The 20,895-nt window shown below is 44.1% G+C and carries 16 protein-coding genes; 10 read left to right on the top strand and 6 right to left on the bottom strand.

The window, feature by feature from the left end; all coding sequences use genetic code 11:
* Positions 1–1,046 precede the first annotated feature (1,046 nt).
* Positions 1,047–4,808 carry a hypothetical protein gene (locus AC51G0_RS13830; protein ID WP_496299194.1) on the top strand — a complete coding sequence of 1,254 codons (3,762 nt, stop codon included), beginning with the start codon at positions 1,047–1,049 and terminating at the stop codon, positions 4,806–4,808.
* A gap of 175 nt (positions 4,809–4,983) precedes the next feature.
* On the opposite strand, the gene AC51G0_RS13825 is transcribed toward AC51G0_RS13830, so the two are convergent.
* Positions 4,984–5,223, bottom strand: coding sequence for a hypothetical protein (locus AC51G0_RS13825; protein WP_496299192.1), 240 nt, complete (start codon positions 5,221–5,223; stop codon positions 4,984–4,986).
* 810 nt (positions 5,224–6,033) lie between these two features.
* Between AC51G0_RS13825 and AC51G0_RS13820 the strand changes: the two genes are divergently transcribed.
* Complete coding sequence (locus AC51G0_RS13820) at positions 6,034–6,363, top strand: hypothetical protein (RefSeq protein ID WP_496299191.1); 330 nt, start codon at positions 6,034–6,036, stop codon at positions 6,361–6,363.
* Between the two features lie 724 nt (positions 6,364–7,087).
* Here AC51G0_RS13820 and AC51G0_RS13815 read toward each other — a convergent pair.
* Positions 7,088–7,252, bottom strand: a complete 165-nt coding sequence (locus tag AC51G0_RS13815) for a hypothetical protein (RefSeq protein ID WP_496299190.1) — start codon at positions 7,250–7,252, stop codon at positions 7,088–7,090.
* Positions 7,253–7,921: 669 nt separating this feature from the next.
* Between AC51G0_RS13815 and tig the strand changes: the two genes are divergently transcribed.
* The 7 genes from tig (at position 7,922) to AC51G0_RS13780 (ending at position 16,922) form a co-directional block, all read left to right on the top strand.
* Positions 7,922–9,229 (top strand): trigger factor, encoded by a 1,308-nt coding sequence (gene tig / locus AC51G0_RS13810; protein ID WP_496299189.1) that lies wholly within the window; start codon positions 7,922–7,924, stop codon positions 9,227–9,229.
* Positions 9,230–9,336: 107 nt separating this feature from the next.
* Entirely contained in the window at positions 9,337–9,960 is a 624-nt protein-coding gene (gene clpP / locus AC51G0_RS13805) for an ATP-dependent Clp endopeptidase proteolytic subunit ClpP (protein WP_496299187.1), read from the top strand.
* A 114-nt stretch (positions 9,961–10,074) separates the two neighbouring features.
* Complete coding sequence (gene clpX / locus AC51G0_RS13800) at positions 10,075–11,355, top strand: ATP-dependent protease ATP-binding subunit ClpX (RefSeq protein WP_496299185.1); 1,281 nt, start codon at positions 10,075–10,077, stop codon at positions 11,353–11,355.
* A 137-nt stretch (positions 11,356–11,492) separates the two neighbouring features.
* A complete protein-coding gene (lon, locus tag AC51G0_RS13795) occupies positions 11,493–13,865 on the top strand; it encodes an endopeptidase La (RefSeq protein WP_496299183.1) in 2,373 nt (790 codons plus the stop codon).
* A gap of 225 nt (positions 13,866–14,090) precedes the next feature.
* The gene (hupB, locus tag AC51G0_RS13790; protein WP_496299181.1) at positions 14,091–14,363 is read left to right on the top strand and encodes a nucleoid-associated protein HU-beta; all 273 of its coding nucleotides are present in this window, start codon (positions 14,091–14,093) and stop codon (positions 14,361–14,363) included.
* Positions 14,364–14,581: 218 nt separating this feature from the next.
* Positions 14,582–16,471 carry a peptidylprolyl isomerase gene (gene ppiD, locus AC51G0_RS13785; RefSeq protein ID WP_496299180.1) on the top strand — a complete coding sequence of 630 codons (1,890 nt, stop codon included), beginning with the start codon at positions 14,582–14,584 and terminating at the stop codon, positions 16,469–16,471.
* Positions 16,472–16,661: 190 nt separating this feature from the next.
* On the top strand, positions 16,662–16,922 hold the full coding sequence (locus AC51G0_RS13780) for a ComEA family DNA-binding protein (RefSeq protein ID WP_496301954.1): 261 nt from the start codon (positions 16,662–16,664) through the stop codon (positions 16,920–16,922).
* 174 nt (positions 16,923–17,096) lie between these two features.
* Here the strand turns inward: AC51G0_RS13780 and AC51G0_RS13775 are convergent, their stop codons facing one another.
* Both AC51G0_RS13775 and rrtA read right to left on the bottom strand, forming a co-directional pair.
* A complete protein-coding gene (locus AC51G0_RS13775; RefSeq protein ID WP_496301953.1) occupies positions 17,097–17,435 on the bottom strand; it encodes a TehB family protein in 339 nt (112 codons plus the stop codon).
* Between the two features lie 141 nt (positions 17,436–17,576).
* A complete protein-coding gene (rrtA, locus tag AC51G0_RS13770; protein WP_496299178.1) occupies positions 17,577–18,143 on the bottom strand; it encodes a rhombosortase in 567 nt (188 codons plus the stop codon).
* A 10-nt stretch (positions 18,144–18,153) separates the two neighbouring features.
* Between rrtA and AC51G0_RS13765 the strand changes: the two genes are divergently transcribed.
* The gene (locus AC51G0_RS13765; RefSeq protein WP_496299176.1) at positions 18,154–18,762 is read left to right on the top strand and encodes a tRNA-uridine aminocarboxypropyltransferase; all 609 of its coding nucleotides are present in this window, start codon (positions 18,154–18,156) and stop codon (positions 18,760–18,762) included.
* 105 nt (positions 18,763–18,867) lie between these two features.
* Here AC51G0_RS13765 and AC51G0_RS13760 read toward each other — a convergent pair whose 3' ends face one another.
* Positions 18,868–20,235 carry an anti-phage deoxyguanosine triphosphatase gene (locus AC51G0_RS13760; RefSeq protein ID WP_496299175.1) on the bottom strand — a complete coding sequence of 456 codons (1,368 nt, stop codon included), beginning with the start codon at positions 20,233–20,235 and terminating at the stop codon, positions 18,868–18,870.
* A complete protein-coding gene (yfbR, locus tag AC51G0_RS13755) occupies positions 20,235–20,819 on the bottom strand; it encodes a 5'-deoxynucleotidase (RefSeq protein WP_496299174.1) in 585 nt (194 codons plus the stop codon). The genes AC51G0_RS13760 and yfbR overlap by 1 nt, the downstream gene beginning before the upstream one ends.
* Between the last annotated feature and the right edge of the window lie 76 nt (positions 20,820–20,895).

Here is a 20,895-nt window from a genome sequence, read left to right as displayed (position 1 = left end):
AGCTAGATCTATGTCTGAGCTAGGGTGTTCAGCTGCTGCCAATGGGCTCGCTGGCGGCCAAGCTTTGTGGATATAGCTAGATCTATGTCTGAGTTAGGGTGTTCAGCTGCTGCCAATGGGCTTGTTGGCGGCCAAGCTTTGTGGATATAGCTAGATCTATGTCTGAGTTAGGTCGTTCAGCTGCTGCCGACGGGCTTGTTGGCGGCCAAGCTTGTGGACATAGCTAGATCTATGTCTGAGCTAGGGTGTTCAGCTGCTGCCAATGGGCTCGCTGGCGGCCAAGCTTTGTGGATATAGCTAGATCTATGTCTGAGTTAGGGTGTTCGGCTACTGCCAATGGGCTTGTTGGCGGCCAAGCTTTGTGGATATAGCTAGATCTATGTCTGAGTTAGGTCGTTCAGCTGCTGCCGACGGGCTTGTTGGCGGCCAAGCTTGTGGACATAGCTAGATCTATGTCTGAGTTAACTTGGATGCTCATGGCTTTGTTGTTCGAAGAAATGACATTTCGTCATTTCTTCGAACACACAAATACTCAGGAAAACTGTTCGAAAAAATAACATAGTGTCGCTTTTACGAACAAAGCAACTGGCAACGTTTAAGGTCTCAAGATACTTTTCTCATCTGAATCATTCACTTCCGAGTGAAAAAATTAACACATTTGTCCCTTTTCGGGTCAGCAGTAACCCGTCCATTCAACATCACAAGAGTCGCACATCCAAGGAAATTGAGGATATAGTCGTAGCCTTTTCTATCGCGGAAATGCACCATCCCATGTTTGAGCTGTTCAAAGCCTTATTTCATCAAGCGACATTTGACCAAAATTATCTAGTGTATAAATGTGTCTACTGAATTGAGGGTATATCATTCCCTCCGTTAACATATTCGCCATTTGGGTCTGTATAGACTCCTTGAGCTTCAATGATCTCAACTTAAAGCAACCCTTTGAGTAAAAGCATCGATTTCTAGTTTTTGACATTAAATCAATGTTTTGGCTTATGCAATCAATGTAAGATTAGTATATTGATTGAACAGGTAAGGCCGACACGTTGTATCACACAAAATATCCTCTTAAAATATCAGAGATTAATGAGCTGTTAACTCCATCCAAAGTCTACAGGCGGGATACTCAGCAAGAATTAAATGTACGCAAGCATATCGAAGCTGATTACATTGCCGAGATATTATGGAACTTGAAGCTGAAAACACCACGTTTGGATCGTGAGCTTGTTCTTAAGCTTCACTCTGGAAAGATGGATTGGACGACCATTGACGGTGAAAGAGTATCCTTCAAAGAGGACTTTGATTTTTCTTTGCTAGAAGAGCTAGGGATTTTACTTTTTGAACACAAATGGGTACACATTAATGCACGCTTACCAAGCACTAGCCGATATGATGTAATTGATGATTCAGTGCAACCCTTATTGACGTTTGTAGAACGTCTCAGTGATATCAAATCTGGCTGTTCAAACTTGATGCCAGTGACACTTGTTATTGATCAAGAAACTTTTGATAACATAGTACCTCCATCGTTTATATTTGAGTATTACAAAATAGAAGTTAATAAAGATAAAGACCAATATGTGGTGAAGGTTTCTGAAAACGGTTGGGATAAAGGTCGTCTGATCAATGATTATTTTTGGAAAAAATTTGTTCAGTTTGAAGATCAGGAGTCAGCTAGAGAAAAATATTATGATCTAAGACAATCATATATTGATGTTCTGGATATGCCAAATACAGAAATATTTAACGATGAAGAGAAGTCAATCTTTATTGGTTTTTGTAAGAAAAATATTGAAGAATCAAAATTGCTTAAAATGTCATCTGGACAATATAGGCGATTTCTATGGAGTAACCAGAGTTTTGATCTTAGTCTTACTTCTATCAAACGTACCACCTACATTAATGTAGGTGGTAATGAAAATAAAAGAACACCTGATGAAGTAATTGAGACACCATTAAATATAGACGAAGTTATGAAAGCCTATAAAGGGGGTGGTTCAGAGGAGTTTGAAACTGTTCTAGATTTGATTAGTTGGAGTAGTAGAAATGAACTAATGACCTTATATAGTAATTTGGGGTATTCATCACTGCGCTATATTTTAAAAGAAGATATTTTTATTAATTACTCTGATGTAATTAGTGGAGGGGAGATAGATGATTTATTTGAACAAGCAAAGGATAAATTTGCACTCAGAAGCTTTTTACTTTATGACTCACCAAGCACTGATGATAATAGTTACAATCTTTTTCTACTTTCTAACCCAGACTACTTTCTCGCTGGTTTCCATAATCTTGTTCATAAAGTTAAAGAAAAATATAGAAGTAACAACAATGAATACAAAGAGGCTATTGAAAATACTATAAATCTAATTTGTACTTCTACTATTAATGTAGCGCTGAGGAATAATAGGGAAGAAGAACTGTCAAAATTAATATTGTTCTTGGCAAAAAACAATATTAATAGCTACGTTAGCTCTAATACAATAGAAGTGCAATGTTTGACTATTCTTGTTTCTAGCGCTGCTAGTGAGGATTTGATAAAAATTTATCGGTGTTTGCTAAATAATATAAGATTAGAAAAAATAGATCGAATAAGAGAGAAGTATACGCTATATCTGTTATTTAAAATGCTAGAATGTTGCAATAATAAGGTGGCTGCTATAGGGTCTAGCGATGTTGTGCACGATATAGAGAATGAAATTGTACAGCATTATAATAAATTATTTGAGTTTAGTATTGAAAGTGAATCATCTTGTTTGGATGCTGATAGTTTTTATGATGAGTTATATTGGGGTGGCCTAAATAAAGTTGAAGTTATAGGTGAAATAATAAAAAAACTGCCATCATCAATGACATTGGCGATTGGCTTTTCTTCCAATAATGAATCTAATCGGATCCAATTTATGCAAACGATTAGAAACTACATACAAGTATTGATTAATCTATTTTCTTTATCTGAGTCAAATAAAGTTGAAATAGGAAGAAAACTTAGAGATTTGATACTTGATTTCGGTTTTGAAAGTGAAGAAGTAAGTTATCCAATTTTCAACGATAGCTTCTCTAGCTTCGATGAAAAAAGTTACGATTTATGGAGTAAAGCTACTAATATCTTCAATGATTTTAACGATGATTTGTTTAACGAGTTATTAGTGAGTTTAGTATCCAAAGCACCACTATCAGCGATGTTAGCTTTACTAGCTAACACACACGTTAGTAGCAGACGCGAGAGCATTTCTACAGCGATAGAACACATAAATTACTCTGAGAAAAATGAATCTAGTATAGATTTTATTGAAAAAGCATTTTCTTTAGCTCTAGAATCCTCAAAGTTAGATTTAGCTTTAGTCGCTTTAAAAAAAGCAAATACTTTCTTTGAAAAACACCCCTATAGAGGGAATGTGCGAGTAAAAGAGATGGTTTTCAAGTGGAAGACACTAAAATATAAATATGACTTGTTAGAGATATATTATTCTGAAGAGGATGTATTTTACAAGGAGAAATCAGTTAATGCATTATCTTCACCAAAAACTGAAGTTGAATTAAAATATAACGTTACTGCTAAACACTGGGTTAATGAAGCTGAGTTATTTAAAAGATATGTGGTAGGTTTAATAAACCTACCCGAAAACCCAACGAAAGCAGGTTTAATATTTAAAAGTATATTTAAGGAAAATAAATCCAACCTGTTTTCTCATTTGATATTTACCTCCAAACTCAAATTATTAATTACTGGAAGTGCTACAACTCTAGAGTTTGAAAATGTAATAAATGAGTATAGGACAATTAGCGAAAATTTTTCATTCGAGTTTTTGCCATTAAATTATAAATCAGACTATTTGTATGCGTTGTATTTAGCGAAGAAGTATGATGATGTTGATTATTTATGTTCACAGCTGAATACAGTAGAAATTAATTATAAACCGATTACGCTTACATACTGCAAGGTCTTGCGTTTAAAAAATAATTATATTTCCGCTAAGGAAATACTAGATAACTACAAAAAATTCCACACGATAGCGGTTAGTGATGCTGAACTTAATGATGAGATGCTAAAAATTGATAGCTCGATAAAAGAAAGGCTTGAACCACTTCAACGTGAAATGATGAAAAGTGAACTAATCAACGCACACAAAACTAATGATCAGCTAAGAACTATTTATAGAGAGATTAAGTCGAAGTCGGTATCTGACTTAGCTATGATTCTAGCAAATGATAATAATACCGACACAAATAAATTTCTATATGGCGAAATTCTATCGTGTGTGAAGGAAATGCTTATTAGATCTAAAAATCTTGAAATATTGAATAAAAATAAAAATGAAGATTTGATTAATGATTGGTGTGTTTCTTTGGTGAATCATAGACTATCTTGGTTTGGGTTTACTCTATGTGATCAAAAAAGAACAGGCCAAGCTCCAAGTGGAATAGGAGTGGGCGAAAGTGATGGTTTGATCTTAGATAACAGAAATGTGCCAATATCAATTTTTGAAGCGATGAACTTAAAGTCAATTAATAACACGACAATAGATTATCATCTAAACAAAATTTCTGATTATGACCTAATAGGCTTGTCACCTGTATTTATGGTTTCCTATTGCTACTTTAATGATTTTAGAACAAAAGTATATCAATATATTAATAATCTAAAAGGTAAGGAATATGCTGGCTTTAAAAGCATAGACAAAGAAAATCATCATATCGAAATTTTCACAGACAAGGAAAAATTAGTATCTGCTTTGGAGTATCGTTTTCGAGGTAATGAAAAAATTGCTATTTATCATATTTTAATTGACTTGAAACTACCTTAGAAGAAAGCACAGGAGTATTTTTTTATATACTCCTGTCGTTGTAAAAGGTTGTTACCTCTTGGATAAACTGTTTTCGCTCTTCTATGACAGAAAAGGACACTCCGCTTAGCGATTTTTGCCATATCTAATAATCGATAGTGAAAAGAACAGAACTAACATCGCTGCTTCTAGACAGTCAAAAGAGCAAAAGGTAAACAATAATCGCTATCGTTATGCCATTAACTATTTTTAGTGATTTGATCTCACTACGAAGGTTTTTTGTGATAACAACAAGATCTCTTGTGATTTCGACGGTTCTCTGTCTGGATTGTTCAAGTGTACTCTCATATCCAACAGGAGCTCTATCGTTGAAGTACTTATCTTCTCTTAGCCAGCCATTTATCATTTCACGGTACTGTTCGAAGTCTTTATCCATAATGACACCTCGTAATATTGATCGTTACTTATAGTACCTTTAAAGATGAAAATCATAATAGACTTTACTCAAAATTAGACCCTAAAATAATACGGCCTAACTCAAAGGCATAAAAAGTTGAATGCGATTCAGCTAGCGATTTGTGCGTATTCGAGTTTGCCACTTTTCTACTTAACTAAAGGCCTATAATATACATTGATCTTAGTTTGCCATATCTGCATCTAATGTAACACGCAAAAAGTTAGCCTAAGTGTCTGAAAATCTAACATGCATCAATTTAGATAGGGTTACAACCTAATAGTGAGGATGTTAATTTGGTGAATCTGTGGGCAGATAAAGGTGAATGATGCTTAGTGAGCACTGAGGATTAATATAATTTGCCCACTGATTCCATACACTTTTCCTAATTCAAACCAGTTGAGCTAGAGTAATTCTTCTAGCTCGTTTCTATCCCTAAACGAGTCAGCATGTTTCCGCTGACCCGGGCTTGGCACTTTTTGAATGAACGTATAATAAGTAGATGCGTTTGATAAGCAGACCACCCCACCTACTAATACGGGGGAAAGGTTTTGAGTATGATGGCCTATCCGAGCGTTCTTGGCATAGGCCACCACCGAGTTACGCTCTATTTACTGTGTATCCTATCAACATTCATCACAGAGTAGCTTCGAGCTCTATTCCATTTCTACTATCTGATTTGTTTGGATTTAACCGATCGCAACTGTATGCTTATACAGGTAACATATTTGAAAGGCTTTAGCTCTATTTGCCTAGGCTATATGTCTAATAATTAAATGATGAGAAATTGTGATGGATTACCAACGAATTAAGTACATGCTGAAACGTCTTGAAGATAGAAACGTAGAGCTTCGAGCCGCTATGATCGATTATGATAACAGCTTGTCTGAAGATCAAAATATCGAAATTGATGTGAGTATGTATCGGCAGTATTGTGAACACATAAGGTATAAGTTTGAGAAATATGATGAAAATGAGATTTTGAATGATTTATTGTCAAAAGTGGAGTCTATTTTAAGCAGACCTTGTGAGTTAGAAGGCTCGGCGCTCAGCTCAGCATTGTATTCCCGCCTTGACAATTTTTCTTGTTGTTTGGTTACTGCTATCAACAAAATAAAGTGAATTTGTAGGATAGATTTTGGGAGCAAATCTCCGTTCAGTATAGTGTTACACACTCTATTGATCTGCTGGTTGTAGAAATGGACAGGGCTACGAGTAATGGAAGGGGGGGCATTGGTTGACTACCAAGGGGGAATGTTTGTTTGCTAATGGTATTTTTGAAGGGTTCTTGGTACGCGATGACCGATGAGCTGGCTGGTAAGGTCAACAACGAAGAATTTACATGCGTAGGAGTGGTAACGCGATTCATTAAAAACTAGTTGAACGATAACTGAGGGTGTTTGGGTGATTGTGTCAGCAGACAAAAGTGTTGTGAAAATGTTGTACGTAGTAAATGAGGGAATGCATGCGTTTAAGAAATGTTCATTATTCATGTGCACTCATGTACACTGTTTGCACTTTGAACATTTGCACTGAAGTGTGCAAGTAAATTACGTTCGGCACTCGACTCGGTGAGCCCCACTTCTTATGGTTAAAGCATATCGAAGAGGAGGCGCTTAGCTACGCTAAGGCCTTGTCCCCTTAGAGTTTAGTTAGATTCTAACTTGCTAGTTCGATGTTAAGGCTGGGGGGATAGGTTACCCACCCACCCACCCGATGGATATAGAATTTATACTCGATATAGGTTCGAATCCTGCAGGGCGCGCCATCTCCTCTTCTTTTAGTATTTTCTTCCCTGACTGACTTTACTTTCTTATTGTGTAAGTTCGACATCTGTTTGTATCAATTAGCGAATGACTCGCCCTGAATCCTTACCGATTTTTCCTGTACCGCCTTGGTGGTGTTTGGGTTGCCCACCGATTTCCTGAACCAAAAGTGCTTTTAAAGCGGCCAGTTCCCTGGGGTTTGATGGCTGCCAGCAGGCGATGACTTTTGCCTTGTTCCTTTTCATGATGGATCTCCTTTTTATCTCTAGAGGGTGTAGGTTCCGGTAGGTTCCGTATTGGTGATTACTGGTTAGTATGATACTTGCTACTATTTGCCCTTTATGTGCGCATTGTTGCTTATTTAGAATGTTTTTGTTTTTTTCATTTGCGGCCAGCACAAACCCCATCCCATCTGACGTTTCGCTATTCAGATTATGTGTAGCAACTGTTTAATATCAAACCTGACATGCTCGCTCTGGGCTACTTACAATCAGCGAACCTATAGATGTTGCCTGAAAAATGAGCGCATAACCGCGCTGTTCACTGAACACAAAAACAGCACTCACCAGGTGGTCTGGTGTTGATAATTCAATTCATTGTCAAAAAAACAGAAAAGGTAGGGGAATTTTTACGATTTGCCCTTGAAAATGGAATTTTTGCCCCTATCTTGTGTGAAAGGTTTGAGTGCGGTTGGGTTGACTCTGTCTCGACGACAGCTCATCGGCTCGCTATAATACCGCGTTTTAATTTCTGGCTCAGTGGCTTCATGGCCAGTAGAAAAAGAAATTATCAGAATTAAGGCGTTATGGTTTTGCATTGTCGTAAGCCATAACACGAAAGGATGCCACCGTCAGCGTATGACTGATCGGCAACATCACTCAGAGAATACTGAGTAAGTTTTGAGGTTAAATAAAATGCAAGTTACCGTTGAAACCACTGAAGGCCTAGAACGCCATCTAACTATCACAGTTCCTGCTGCTAACATTGAAGATGCAGTAACCGCTGAACTGAAGAAAATTGCTAAGAATCGTCGTTTCGATGGTTTCCGTCCAGGTAAAGCGCCAATTAAAATGGTTGCTCGTATGTTTGGCGCTTCTGTACGTCAGGACATCCTAGGTGAAGTGATGCAGCGTCACTACATCGAAGCAATTGTTAAAGAAAAAATCAACCCAGCGGGCTCGCCAACTTTTGCTCCTGTTGAGATGGCTGAAGGTAAAGATCTAGTATTCAAAGCGTCTTTCGAAGTTTTCCCAGAGATTGAACTATCTGGCCTTGACAAAATCGCTGTTGAAAAACCAGCGGTAGAAGTGAAAGACGAAGACGTAACAACTATGCTTGATACGCTACGTAAGCAGCAGGCAACTTGGTCTGAAGTTGATGCAGCAGCTGAAGCTAACCACCGCGTTACAATGGACTTCACTGGTTCTATCGACGGTGAAGAATTCGAAGGCGGTAAAGCTGAAGGCTTTGCACTAGAAATGGGCCAGGGTCGCATGATCCCTGGTTTCGAAGACGGTGTTGTTGGTAAGAAAGCGGGCGACGAGTTCACTGTAGAAGTGACTTTCCCTGAAGAGTACCACGCTGAAAACCTTAAAGGTAAAGCAGCAACTTTCGCTATCAAACTGCACAAAGTTGAAGCGCAAGAGCTACCTGAGCTAACTGAAGAGTTCGTTGCTAAGTTCGGTGTTGAAGACGGTTCTGTTGACGGTCTGAAAGCTGAAGTTCGTAAGAACATGGAGCGTGAGCTTAAGCAAGCAGTTAAAGGTCGCATCAAAGATCAGGTTCTTAACGGCCTAATCGAGCAGAACGACATTGACGTTCCTGCTGCACTTATCGACCAAGAAATCAACGTTCTTCGCCAGCAGGCGACTCAGCGCTTCGGCGGTGATGCTCAGAACGCACCAGAGCTACCACGCGAACTGTTCGAAGAGCAGGCTAAGCGTCGCGTAGTTGTTGGCCTACTTCTTGGCGAAGTGATCAAGTCTGAAGAGCTGAAAGCTGATGATGAGCGTGTTAAAGCGCTAATCGCTGAAATGGCTTCTGCATACGAAGATCCAACAGAAGTTGTTGCTTACTACGAGCAGAACGAGCAGATGATGAACAACATGCGTAACGTTGCTCTAGAAGAGCAGGCGATTGACGCACTTCTAGCGAAAGCTCAGGTGTCTGAAAAAGAAGTTAGCTTCAACGAGCTAATGAACCAGCAGCAGCCTGCAGCTTAATTTGCTGAAATTACTGTAGAGATTTGACTTTGTTTCAAATCTTCTGCTAACAATGGTCCGTGTGAGAGTAATTTCATTCGGGCCATTTATTTTAGGGAAATAACGTTATGAGCTACCAAGACAACAACGCCATGTCGCCAATTATGAATGCGCTGGTACCTATGGTGGTCGAGCAGACTTCTCGTGGTGAGCGTTCTTACGACATCTATTCCCGACTACTTAAAGAGCGTGTGATTTTTTTGACCGGCCAGGTTGAAGATCATATGGCCAACCTAGTGGTTGCACAGCTTTTATTCCTTGAGTCTGAAAACCCAGACAAAGATATCTTTCTGTACATTAACTCGCCGGGTGGCTCGGTAACTGCAGGCATGTCAATCTATGACACCATGCAGCATATTAAGCCGAACGTGAGTACTTTTTGTATGGGGCAGGCTTGTTCGATGGGAGCATTCCTGCTCGCTGGTGGTGCACAAGGTAAGCGTTTTTGCCTGCCTAATGCACGTGTGATGATTCACCAGCCGCTAGGTGGTTTCCAGGGGCAGGCATCTGATATTCAGATCCATGCTCAAGAAATTTTAACTATCAAGAAACGACTAAACAGTATGCTTGCCAAACATACCGGCCAGCCACTCGAAGTGGTTGAGCGTGATACTGACCGTGATAACTTCATGTCAGCAGAGCAAGCAGTCGAATACGGCTTGGTAGATGCAGTTTTGGGTCAACGTGACTAACTCTGTTTTTGGCTCAGTGGCACAGGTTGGCTGAGACGCGGAGCAAAATGACAAGAGTTGTTATACACTCAAAACAAGGCAATGATGGGTTGAGACCCAAAAAGAGGTTAGCGAATGACAGATAAGCGAAAAGAGAGTGGTAGTGGAAAACTGCTGTACTGCTCTTTCTGCGGTAAAAGTCAACATGAAGTTCGCAAGCTGATTGCTGGCCCTTCTGTTTATATTTGCGATGAGTGTGTCGATCTATGTAACGACATCATTCGTGAAGAAATCAAAGAAGTGATGCCTAAACGCGACGGCAGCGAGCTTCCGACGCCACAGGAAATTCGTACGAACCTGGACGATTACGTTATTGGTCAGAACCATGCGAAAAAGGTACTGGCGGTAGCGGTATACAACCATTACAAGCGTCTTCGTAATGGCGACACCACAAGTGAAGGTGTTGAGCTAGGCAAGAGTAATATTTTGCTGATCGGTCCAACCGGTAGTGGTAAAACTCTGCTGGCGGAAACACTTGCACGTATGCTGGATGTTCCGTTCACAATGGCTGATGCAACTACGCTAACTGAAGCGGGTTACGTTGGTGAAGATGTGGAAAATATCATCCAGAAGCTGCTACAGAAATGTGATTATGATGTAGCAAAAGCAGAACGTGGTATTGTGTACATCGATGAAATCGACAAGATTTCACGTAAGTCAGATAACCCATCAATTACCCGTGATGTCTCGGGTGAGGGTGTTCAGCAGGCCTTGCTGAAACTGATTGAAGGTACGGTTGCGTCGGTTCCACCACAAGGTGGCCGTAAGCATCCACAGCAGGAGTTCTTACAGGTTGATACCTCTAAGATCTTATTCATCTGTGGTGGTGCATTTGCCGGTCTGGACAAAGTTGTCGACCAGCGTGTTGCAACTGGTACTGGTATTGGCTTTGGTGCAGATGTTCGCTCTAAAGACGAATCTCGTACCCTGAGCGATCTGTTCGAGCAGGTTGAACCAGAAGATCTGGTGAAATACGGTCTGATCCCTGAGTTCATCGGTCGTCTGCCAGTAACAGCGATCCTGAACGAGCTGGACGAAGATGCACTGGTACAGATCCTGCGTGAGCCGAAGAATGCGCTGACCAAGCAGTATGCCGCACTTCTTGAGCTAGAAAATGTCGAGCTTGAGTTCCGTGACGATGCGTTGGTAGCAATTGCCCGCAAGGCGATGCAGCGTAAAACAGGTGCACGTGGTCTACGCTCTATTGTAGAAGCGGTTCTGTTAGATACCATGTACGAATTACCTTCAGCAGAAGGTGTGAGCAAAGTTGTGATTGATGAATCAGTGATTAAAGGCGAGTCTGATCCGCTACTGATTTATGAAAACACCGAAAATCAAGCAGCTGGCGCTGAGTGATTGTCTAATAACTGCTCATAATGTTAAAAAAAAGGAGGCTTTTGCCTCCTTTTTTATTTTCTGTTACTTATCCCGTTGAATCTTTCTGCTTTACCCCCATATACTCAGTAAAGAGATTGAACGGAAGAGAGAAGAATATGAACCTGGAGCGTTCGGAACGCCTTGAGATCCCCGTTCTGCCACTGCGTGATGTGGTGGTCTACCCTCATATGGTTATTCCATTGTTTGTAGGCCGGGATAAATCTATTCGTTGCCTGGAGTCGGCAATGGATGACAATAAGCAAATATTGTTAGTGGCCCAGAAAGAAGCGGCCACTGATGAGCCTTCGATCGACGATCTTTATGATGTCGGTACGGTTGCTACTATTCTTCAGTTGCTGAAGCTACCTGATGGTACGGTGAAAGTGCTGGTTGAAGGCCAGCAGCGCGCCAAGGTTGAAAATCTACGTGATGATGATTTCTTTACTGCTGATGCTGAGTTTCTTGTTACCCAGGAAATGGATGAGCGTGAGCAGGAAGTACTGGTCCGCACGGCGATTAACCAGTTTGAAGGCTTTATCAAACTGAACAAAAAGATCCCACCTGAAGTACTGACCTCCCTCAACGGTATTGATGAGGCGGCACGCCTTGCTGATACCATTGCAGCCCATATGCCGTTGAAGCTGGCAGATAAACAAAAAGTACTTGAGATCGTTGATATCACGGAACGTCTAGAATTCCTGATGGCAATGATGGAATCTGAAATCGATCTGCTGCAGGTTGAAAAGCGCATTCGTGGCCGCGTCAAGAAGCAGATGGAAAAGAGCCAGCGCGAGTACTATCTCAACGAACAAATGAAGGCCATCCAGAAAGAGTTGGGTGAGCTGGATGACGCGCCGGATGAATTCGAATCTTTGAAGAAGAAAATTGAAGAGTCGAAAATGCCGGCAGAGGCACGCGAGAAAACCGAGCAGGAACTGCAGAAGCTGAAAATGATGTCACCGATGTCAGCGGAAGCTACGGTTGTGCGCGGCTATATCGATTGGATGCTAAGCGTGCCTTGGCACAAGCGTTCGAAGGTGAAGAAAAACCTAGCCAAAGCCGAAGAAGTGCTGAATGCCGATCATTATGGCCTTGAGCGCGTCAAAGAACGTATTTTAGAGTACCTAGCGGTACAAAGCCGTATCAACAAGCTGAAAGGCCCAATCCTCTGCCTTGTTGGTCCTCCTGGTGTGGGTAAAACGTCACTAGGTCAGTCGATTGCTGCTGCAACAGGCCGTAAGTATGTGCGTATGGCGCTGGGCGGCGTGCGTGATGAAGCGGAAATCCGTGGTCACCGCCGTACCTATATCGGCTCTATGCCGGGCAAGCTGATCCAGAAGATGGCGAAAGTGGAAGTGAAAAACCCACTGTTCCTGCTCGATGAGATCGACAAGATGTCTTCGGATATGCGAGGCGATCCGGCATCAGCTCTGCTTGAAGTGCTTGATCCTGAGCAAAACAATGCGTTTAACGACCATTACCTGGAAGTTGACTACGATCTGTCAGATGTCATGTTCGTGGCAACCTCGAACTCGATGAATATTCCGGGGCCGTTGCTTGATCGTATGGAAGTGATCCGTCTGTCGGGTTACACCGAAGATGAAAAACTGAATATTGCCAAGCGTCACCTGCTGGAGAAGCAGATCAAGCGTAACGGTTTGAAGCTGGGCGAGGTTGAGGTTGATGACTCGGCGCTGATTGGCATTATTCGTTATTACACCCGTGAAGCGGGCGTACGTAGTCTTGAGCGGGAGATCTCGAAATTATGCCGTAAGGCAGTGAAAGAGATCCTGCTCAATCCAGGCACCAAGACTGTCACGATCAACCAGGAAAACTTGAAAGCTTACCTGGGTGTTCAGCGCTTTGACTACGGTAAAGCCGAAGAGAATAACCGCATCGGTCAGGTTACCGGCCTTGCTTGGACTGAGGTAGGTGGTGACTTGCTGACCATTGAAACTGAGTCTATGCCGGGCAAAGGTAAGTTTACCTATACTGGCTCGCTGGGCGATGTGATGCAGGAATCGATTCAGGCAGCAATGACTGTAGTACGCACCCGTGCCGAGCGCTTAGGTGTGACAGCAGACTTCTATGAAAAGCGTGACATTCATGTTCACGTACCAGAAGGCGCGACACCGAAAGATGGCCCAAGTGCGGGTATCGCGATGTGTACGGCATTGGTTTCTAGCCTGACGGGTAACCCAGTACGTGGCGATGTGGCCATGACAGGCGAGATCACCCTACGTGGCGAAGTGCTGCCAATCGGCGGCCTGAAAGAAAAACTGCTGGCTGCACACCGTGGTGGCATCAAAACAGTACTGATACCGAAAGAGAATGAACGTGATCTGGAAGAGATCCCAGATAATGTTATTGCTGATTTGGAAGTGCGTCCGGTGCGTTGGATTGATGAGGTGCTGACGGTAGCACTGCAGAATAATCCGACGGGCATCGAGCTGGTTAACGCCCAAAACAGTGACATGCAGCAAAGTTAAGTAAAGAAAAGACGCTGTCAGGTGCGAAAAGCCTTGTCAGCGTTTTTTTGTATCGCTATAAGGTTAGGTCTAATTTGCTGTAAGCTCAATAATATCAATACTTACCCGTATCTCAGGTATTCTGTGCTGATATAATTAGGCCTGATACAATTTTTTTGTCCGTTACAAGTTTAATGCTTGTTGACAAGGTTGCTTGCGGACAAGGTTCATAGAGGGGATGAAATCGTGAACAAAACTCAGTTAGTTGATAAAATTGCTGAAAATGCAGATATTTCAAAAGCGTCAGCAGGCCGTGCCCTGGATGCATTCATTGACGCTGTTTCAGACACCTTGAAAACAGGTGATCAGGTTGCACTAGTTGGCTTTGGTACATTCTCTGTACGTGAACGTTCAGCTCGTACTGGCCGCAACCCACAGACAGGTGAAGAAATCCAGATTGCAGCAGCAAAAGTACCTGGCTTCAAAGCAGGTAAAGCGCTTAAGGATTCTGTAAACTAATAGTGGGCATAAGCCCGCTGTTTGTTTTGAACAAACATCGATGCGGGTTGTCAGAATTACTGACAACTTGGCATGAAATGAGGGCGCATCGGGTTGATGCGCTTTTTTTACTTTGTATCAGTGTGAAATTTTTCAGTGCCTAGCAGCTACTGTTAGGCAGACGAAGGCATTCTTCACAACACCGTGCCAGATCGAATAAGTAGGAGATACGGCAGATTATGATGGAGCGAATGCGCGAAGGCGCTAGCAGCATTTGGGTTAAGATTATTCTTGGCTTAATTATTTTTTCTTTTGTCTTTGCCGGTGTTGGCAGCTACCTAGCCGGTGGCAGTCAGCAGGCTGCCGCAAAGATTGATGATCGAGAAATCAGTCAGCGTGAGTTTGAGCAAGCTTACCAGAATGAGCGTAACCGCATGCAGTCGCAGCTAGGCGACTACTTCACTACGCTGATGGGAGATCCGGCTTATGTGCAGCAGTTCCGTCGTAGTGTGCTTGATCGCATGGTCAATGATGTACTGATTGAACAGCGTGCCAGAGAGCTTGGCCTGCGCATTAGCGATGAGCAAATCCGCAACGCGATTGTTTCAATGCCTGAATTCCAGCGTGACGGCAAGTTTGATAACGAGGTTTACAATACCTTGTTACGCCGCTCGGGCTTCTCGCCGGAGATGTTTGCTGAATCTATGCGTACCGACATGCTACGCCAGCAGTTCCTTGCGGCCCTCCAGGGCAGTGACTTTGCATTGAGCAATGAATTGGCGGCACTGACCAAGCTTGAAAAGCAGCAGCGTGTTATTCGTAACCTGACGCTGGATGTGGCTGATTTCCAGAAAAAAGCTGACGTTTCTGCTGAAGATATCCAGGCTTTTTACGAGCAGAACCCACAGATGTTTACTCGTCCTGATCAGGTCAAAGTGGCTTACATTGAGCTATCAGGTGAAGGCCTGAAAACAACGCTGGAAATCTCTGACGCTGATGCGAAAGCTTATTTTGAAGAGAACCTGACTAAGTATGGTACCGCGGAGCAGCGCCAGGTGAGTCATATCCTGACCCAGGGCGACAGCAGCGATGCCAAAGCGAAAGCTGAAGAATTGCTGGCTCAGCTTAACGATGGTGCTGACTTTGCCCAGCTGGCCCAGTCATCGTCTGATGATACCTTCAGTGCCAAAGATGGCGGTAAGCTGGACTGGTTTGAGCGTGGTGTAATGGATCCTGCTTTTGAAGATGCCGCTTATGCGCTGAACAAGGGTGAAACTTCTGCTGTTGTCCAGTCTTCATTTGGTTACCACATCATTAAGCTTGATGATGTCAAAGAGTCTCAGGTGAAGCCATTTGCCGAAGTGCGTGATGACATCATTGCTGAGCTACGTGAGCAGCGTGCAGCAGAAGAGTTCTATGACCTGCAGACTCAGCTGGCAGAAACGGCGTTTGAAATGCCTGACTCGTTAGATGATGCTGCAGCGGCTGTGAATGCAGACGTTCAGTCAACAGACTTCTTCTCTCAGAACGATGCCCCAGGCATTCTGGCTAACCCTGCCGTTATGCAGGCGGTATTTAGTCCTGAAGTTCGCGAAGACGGCCTGAACTCTGATGTCATTGAGATTGCCCCTGAGCATGTCGTTGTGGTGCGTGTAGAAGACTCTCGTGACGAGATGGTGCTTCCGTTTGATGAGGTATCAGCATCAGTTAAGCAGCAGCTAGCAGCCCAGCAGGGCGAGCAAGCGGCACAGGCGAAAGCTGACGAGGTTATCACCGCCCTTCGTGAAGGTAATACAGAGATCCTGGAAACAGAAGCCCTGAGCTTCTCTGACGCGCAAACTATTAGCCGCTCAGGTTCAGATCGCATGATTGCCCAGGTTGCTTTTGGTCTGGCCAAGCCTGTTGAAGGTAAAGTTGTATACGGTATGACCCGCGACATGGCAGGTAATGTATTGATCATTGCCCTGGATGAAGTGATTGAGGCGGATGTTGAGCAGGTTGCTTCAGATAGCCAACTGGCCACTCAGGTTGAGCAGATGAATGCGCAACAGGATGTGATGGCTACCCTAGAAGTTCTGCGCAATACGGCAGACGTTAGCTATCCAACTTTGGATGCATCTGCAAACTAATTGTAATTGATCGATTAGTTATCGGGCCGCCATTGTGCGGCCCGTTGTTTTTTTGCCTATTTATTTTCAATTCTGGTTTACCGACTCCACTCCCCCGTTATGCTTATTTACCCAATGGCATCACAATATTCCTTTTAGGGTGCCTCATCGAAGGAGGTTTGGTTTGAAAATACTTTTACATACGGTCGTACTGATTGCTGCTCTGTGTTTTACGTCCATAGGGCATGCCAGTGGCGATCAGCATGAAGGCATAGAGATCACTGTTAACATCAATACGGCAAATGCAGAAGAGCTGGATAAGCTATTGATAGGTGTAGGGCCGGACAAAGCGGCCAATATCATTGAATTTCGAAATGCGAATGGACTGTTCGCGACGGCTGATGATTTGGCAAAAGTGAAAGGGATTGGAACGTCGACAGTTGCCAAGAACCGCGAGCGTATTAAGCTCTGAAGATATATCTATTTGATTGAAGAAGAGAGGTGTGTAGTTCTTCTTCATAATTTACTGCGGTTAATTGCGAGAGGTAACGGCTTAAAGTGCCTGCGCCATCATGTTTAAATGTTGTTTGATGCCGTCCTTGGCTAAATATAGTCCCTTTCCCTTCTTTAGGTTTTCTGTTCAATGCTATTTCTTTGTGTTGAATAGCGGGTGGTCTTTTTTATCTTTCTCTGACCAAAAATTAATGTTGAATTGCGCATCATCAGATAGCTCAATGCGGTGCCAGTACTGCGGTGGGCTAGTCGCAAACTGACCGGCATTGATGATCACTTTGACTTCAGGCTCGGTGGCATCACCATTAGCGAAACCGTAATAGGTGACTGTTCCTTCCATTACGCAGAGCTGCCCAAATACACCCTCTGCGGTGTTGTGGTGTGATAGCAAAGCGGCAGGGACATTCTCCTTTGTAAAGAAGGGGGTTGAACGTTGTACTGTCCAGTTAGCAGGAATTCGAAGGTGGCTCATCATCAACCTCTCTATTGGGTATCTGTGTTAATAGGGCAGTACATGTTGTCACTGTCTTAAGTTGCATTCATGATGCAACTTAAAGAGGGGTGGTGTCAACAATGATTCTCATTTAGATTGGTAGGAATGACTGCGTCAAAATTAACTGACTGTTTTATTGTAATATTTTTTAAATACTGTCGGGGTAGTAGCAAAGACTATCCCGGCAAGCGCGCCGGCCAAATGGGCCTCAATGGCTACCCGGGCCCCAATGAGTGCTTCTGAACTTGCCGAACCGCCGAAATACTGTTCTGAGGTAATTTTGCCGATGAGTCCAAGTAACAATAACCATCCGCCTTTTTGTTTGGTTTGAATATCTTTTACCGCCCCCCAGCCAAATAGACCGTGAAGAACGCCAGATAGTCCGGCATACCACTGAATGTCGGTAGCAATGATCCCAAGGCCAACCACGCCAGCCAATGCCAGCAACAGCAAGGTATACGGGCGAGCTGAAAAGTGCCCCCGGAAAATGAACGAGATGATTGCCAGCGCCAAGGTATTCATTATCATATGCGGCCAATTGGTATGGGTGAGGTTTCCTGTTAGGATCCGCCATACTTCGCCATCGAGAATTGCACTGCGGTCCCAGGCTAGCCAGTATTGGATGGCTGGCCACTGTGCGATGAATAAAAGCGTGATGGCAATAATAATATAGGTACGAATAGACAAGGTCACCTCGATGAGTCGATATTGTGAACAGTGCGGCAAGGCAAAAAAAGCCTGCATTTGCCGCTGGATCCAAGTTCTTGATGCTAAAACTGAACTGTGGATTTTACAACACCCGTCAGAGGTAAAGCGTGCAATTGGTACGGCGCGCATTCTGACACTGTCATTGCCGAATGCCCGATTGTGGGTTGGTGAGGACTTCTCTCATCACGATGAGCTCAATGCATTGCTTCAAGATCCCCAGCGCGAAGCCTATCTGGTATACCCGGGGGAGAGCTCAGTGCCCGTATCCCGGCTGGTGGAAAAAACGCCTGGCAAAGACAAACAACGTACCCTGATCTTGCTCGACGGTACCTGGAAAAAAGCCTACAAGATGTGGCAGCTTTCGAGCAACCTGCATGCCCTGCCAACAGTAAACCTGGATAATGTAGAGCAGGGAAACTACCGGATACGAAAATCACCCAAAGCACAGGGCGTTTCGACGGTGGAGGCCGGTTTTCTGGCTTTGTCGGCACTGGAAGGCGAGAATAAATTCACGCCTTTGATAGATGCTTTCAACCAGATGATTGAATACCAAATCCAGCATATGCCGGAGGGGGTTTTCGAGAAAAACTATCGTTAAAAAAAGTACGAGTTCCTAGACCCTAGTTTCTAGGAGGAGCAAAAAGCTTGTATTTCTCTTAGGCTCTTCCCCTAGGAACCAGACCCCAGGCTCTAGTTTCCGCTCTTAAAACCCATGCCCCTCGCTCCCAACTCCAATCGCGGCTGTCGGCTGGAACAGGGAGCTATACAGCCGCTGGGCAAAGCCATCGGTCATCCCAGAGATGTAGTCAGCAATGATCCGGTGGGCATTTTCGCCATTGTTGACTGCCAGCTCCCAGCGCTCGCGGGTATTGGCCGGAAGCAGGCGCTCCGGATCGGAGGCAAAGGCTTCAAACAGTTCCATCACCAGTTGCTGCCCTTTGTATTCGAGCAGCTGGATCTCCGGCTTTTTCACCACGTAATCACTGACAAACTGTTTTAGTACTTCCAGTACCCGCTCCATGGGTTCGGATAGGATGGCGTTCCACTGCAACAAGGGCTCGTCGAAGCTGTCGATACCGTTTTGAATTGCTGGTGCGATATGAATCGAAGTCAGCAGGGCATTGACCATTGCCCCGATGGCATCTTTGCGCTGGTGGTGGGTACCAAATAATTGTTCGCTGAGCTTACCAATGCGCTCTTCCAGCCAAGGTTCGCCACAGTCGGCCAGTTTGCTGGCGACAGCTTCGTGCCACTGCTCGCGGGTAACAATACCCATTACAATGGCATCTTCCAGATCATGGACACCGTAGGCTATATCATCGGCCAGCTCCATGATCGAACAGTCGAGAGACTTGAAGCGTGTTTTCAGGTGTTCGGTCTTGTTAGTGCGTTCATGGCGCATCTGGCGGAACAGGGATCTGTCGTGTGTAGATAATAGTCCGAGGGCCCAGTCAAAGGTGTCACTGTCATCGTTATAAACGCCTTTGGCAGGATGCCAGTCTTTGGCCCGGAGGTGTCGAAAGTTGCTGACATCGGCGGGTTGCTCGGTTGCCCGGGTATTGCTGATCAGCGCCGGGTACTTCAGTAGCCCGAGCAGGGTTCGGCGTGACAGGTTCATCCCGAAGTGTTCGGTATAGGGTTCGAGCAAGGTCACAATGCGAAATGTCTGGGCGTTGCCTTCAAAGCCGCCGTGTTCCCGCATCATGTAATTCAGTGCCACTTCGCCACCGTGGCCAAAAGGTGGATGCCCGATATCATGTGCCAGGCACAGGCTTTCCATCAGGCTGGTCGATGGTAGTAAATCACGGAATGTGGATTGTTTTAATTTAAGCTGAGCCACAATGCCTGTGCCGATCTGGGAAGCTTCCAGCGAATGGGTCAGGCGGGTACGGTAGAAGTCATGGTGCCCGGCACCGTGGACCTGGGTTTTGGCTTGTAGTCGCCGGAAGGCGGCGGAGTGCAGGATCCGGGCGCGGTCACGCTGGTAGGCTGAGCGATGATCGTTGCGGCGCATCTTCTGCTCATTGCTTTTACGGCTTTCCCAGTCGGGGTTGAGAATAAATTGCGTCATTAACTGATATCGTCCAGCGTTAGGTTAAAACTGTCCACGAATGTATCGAGGAAGTATTCCATTTCGGGGCTAGCTCGTTCCGAAAGGGTTTTCTCGAGCCGCTTTTTAGCCTGGGTAAATTCGTGGTTGCCTGCATTAAGCTCTTCCAGGCATTTTAGGTACGCACACAGGCTGTCGGCCTGCTTGACGATAGCGTAGTCTTCCTGGTTTATCTTGTGGCTGTCGAGCAGGGGAGCATAGTCGTCCTGGAACTCTTCAGGCAGCATCGATAGCAGCTTTTGCTCTGCGGCCAGCTCAATCTTCTTGTATTCTTCGGCTATAGCCGGATTGTAGTATTTGATAGGAGTTGGCATGTCACCGGTTAGCACCTCACTGGTATCGTGGAACATACCAAGCAGGGCAATCCGTTCAGGGTTGGTCGTGCCACCAAATTTACGGTTCTTGATCAGCGCCAGTGCATGGGCAACAAAAGCCACCTGAAGGCTATGTTCAGAGATGTTCTCAGTCGAGATACTCCGCATCAGTGGCCAGCGCTGGATGAGCTTCATACGTGCTAGGTGGGCAAAAAAATGACTTTTTTCCATATCGATACTTCTTTGCGGCTAGGGGCTAGGTGGACTGGGTATTATTCAGTCTGGTCTATGTATTTAAAGGTAACAG

It is taken from the genome of Photobacterium sp. HL06, from assembly GCF_059552575.1.
This window is presented reverse-complemented; position numbering and strand designations above follow the sequence as displayed.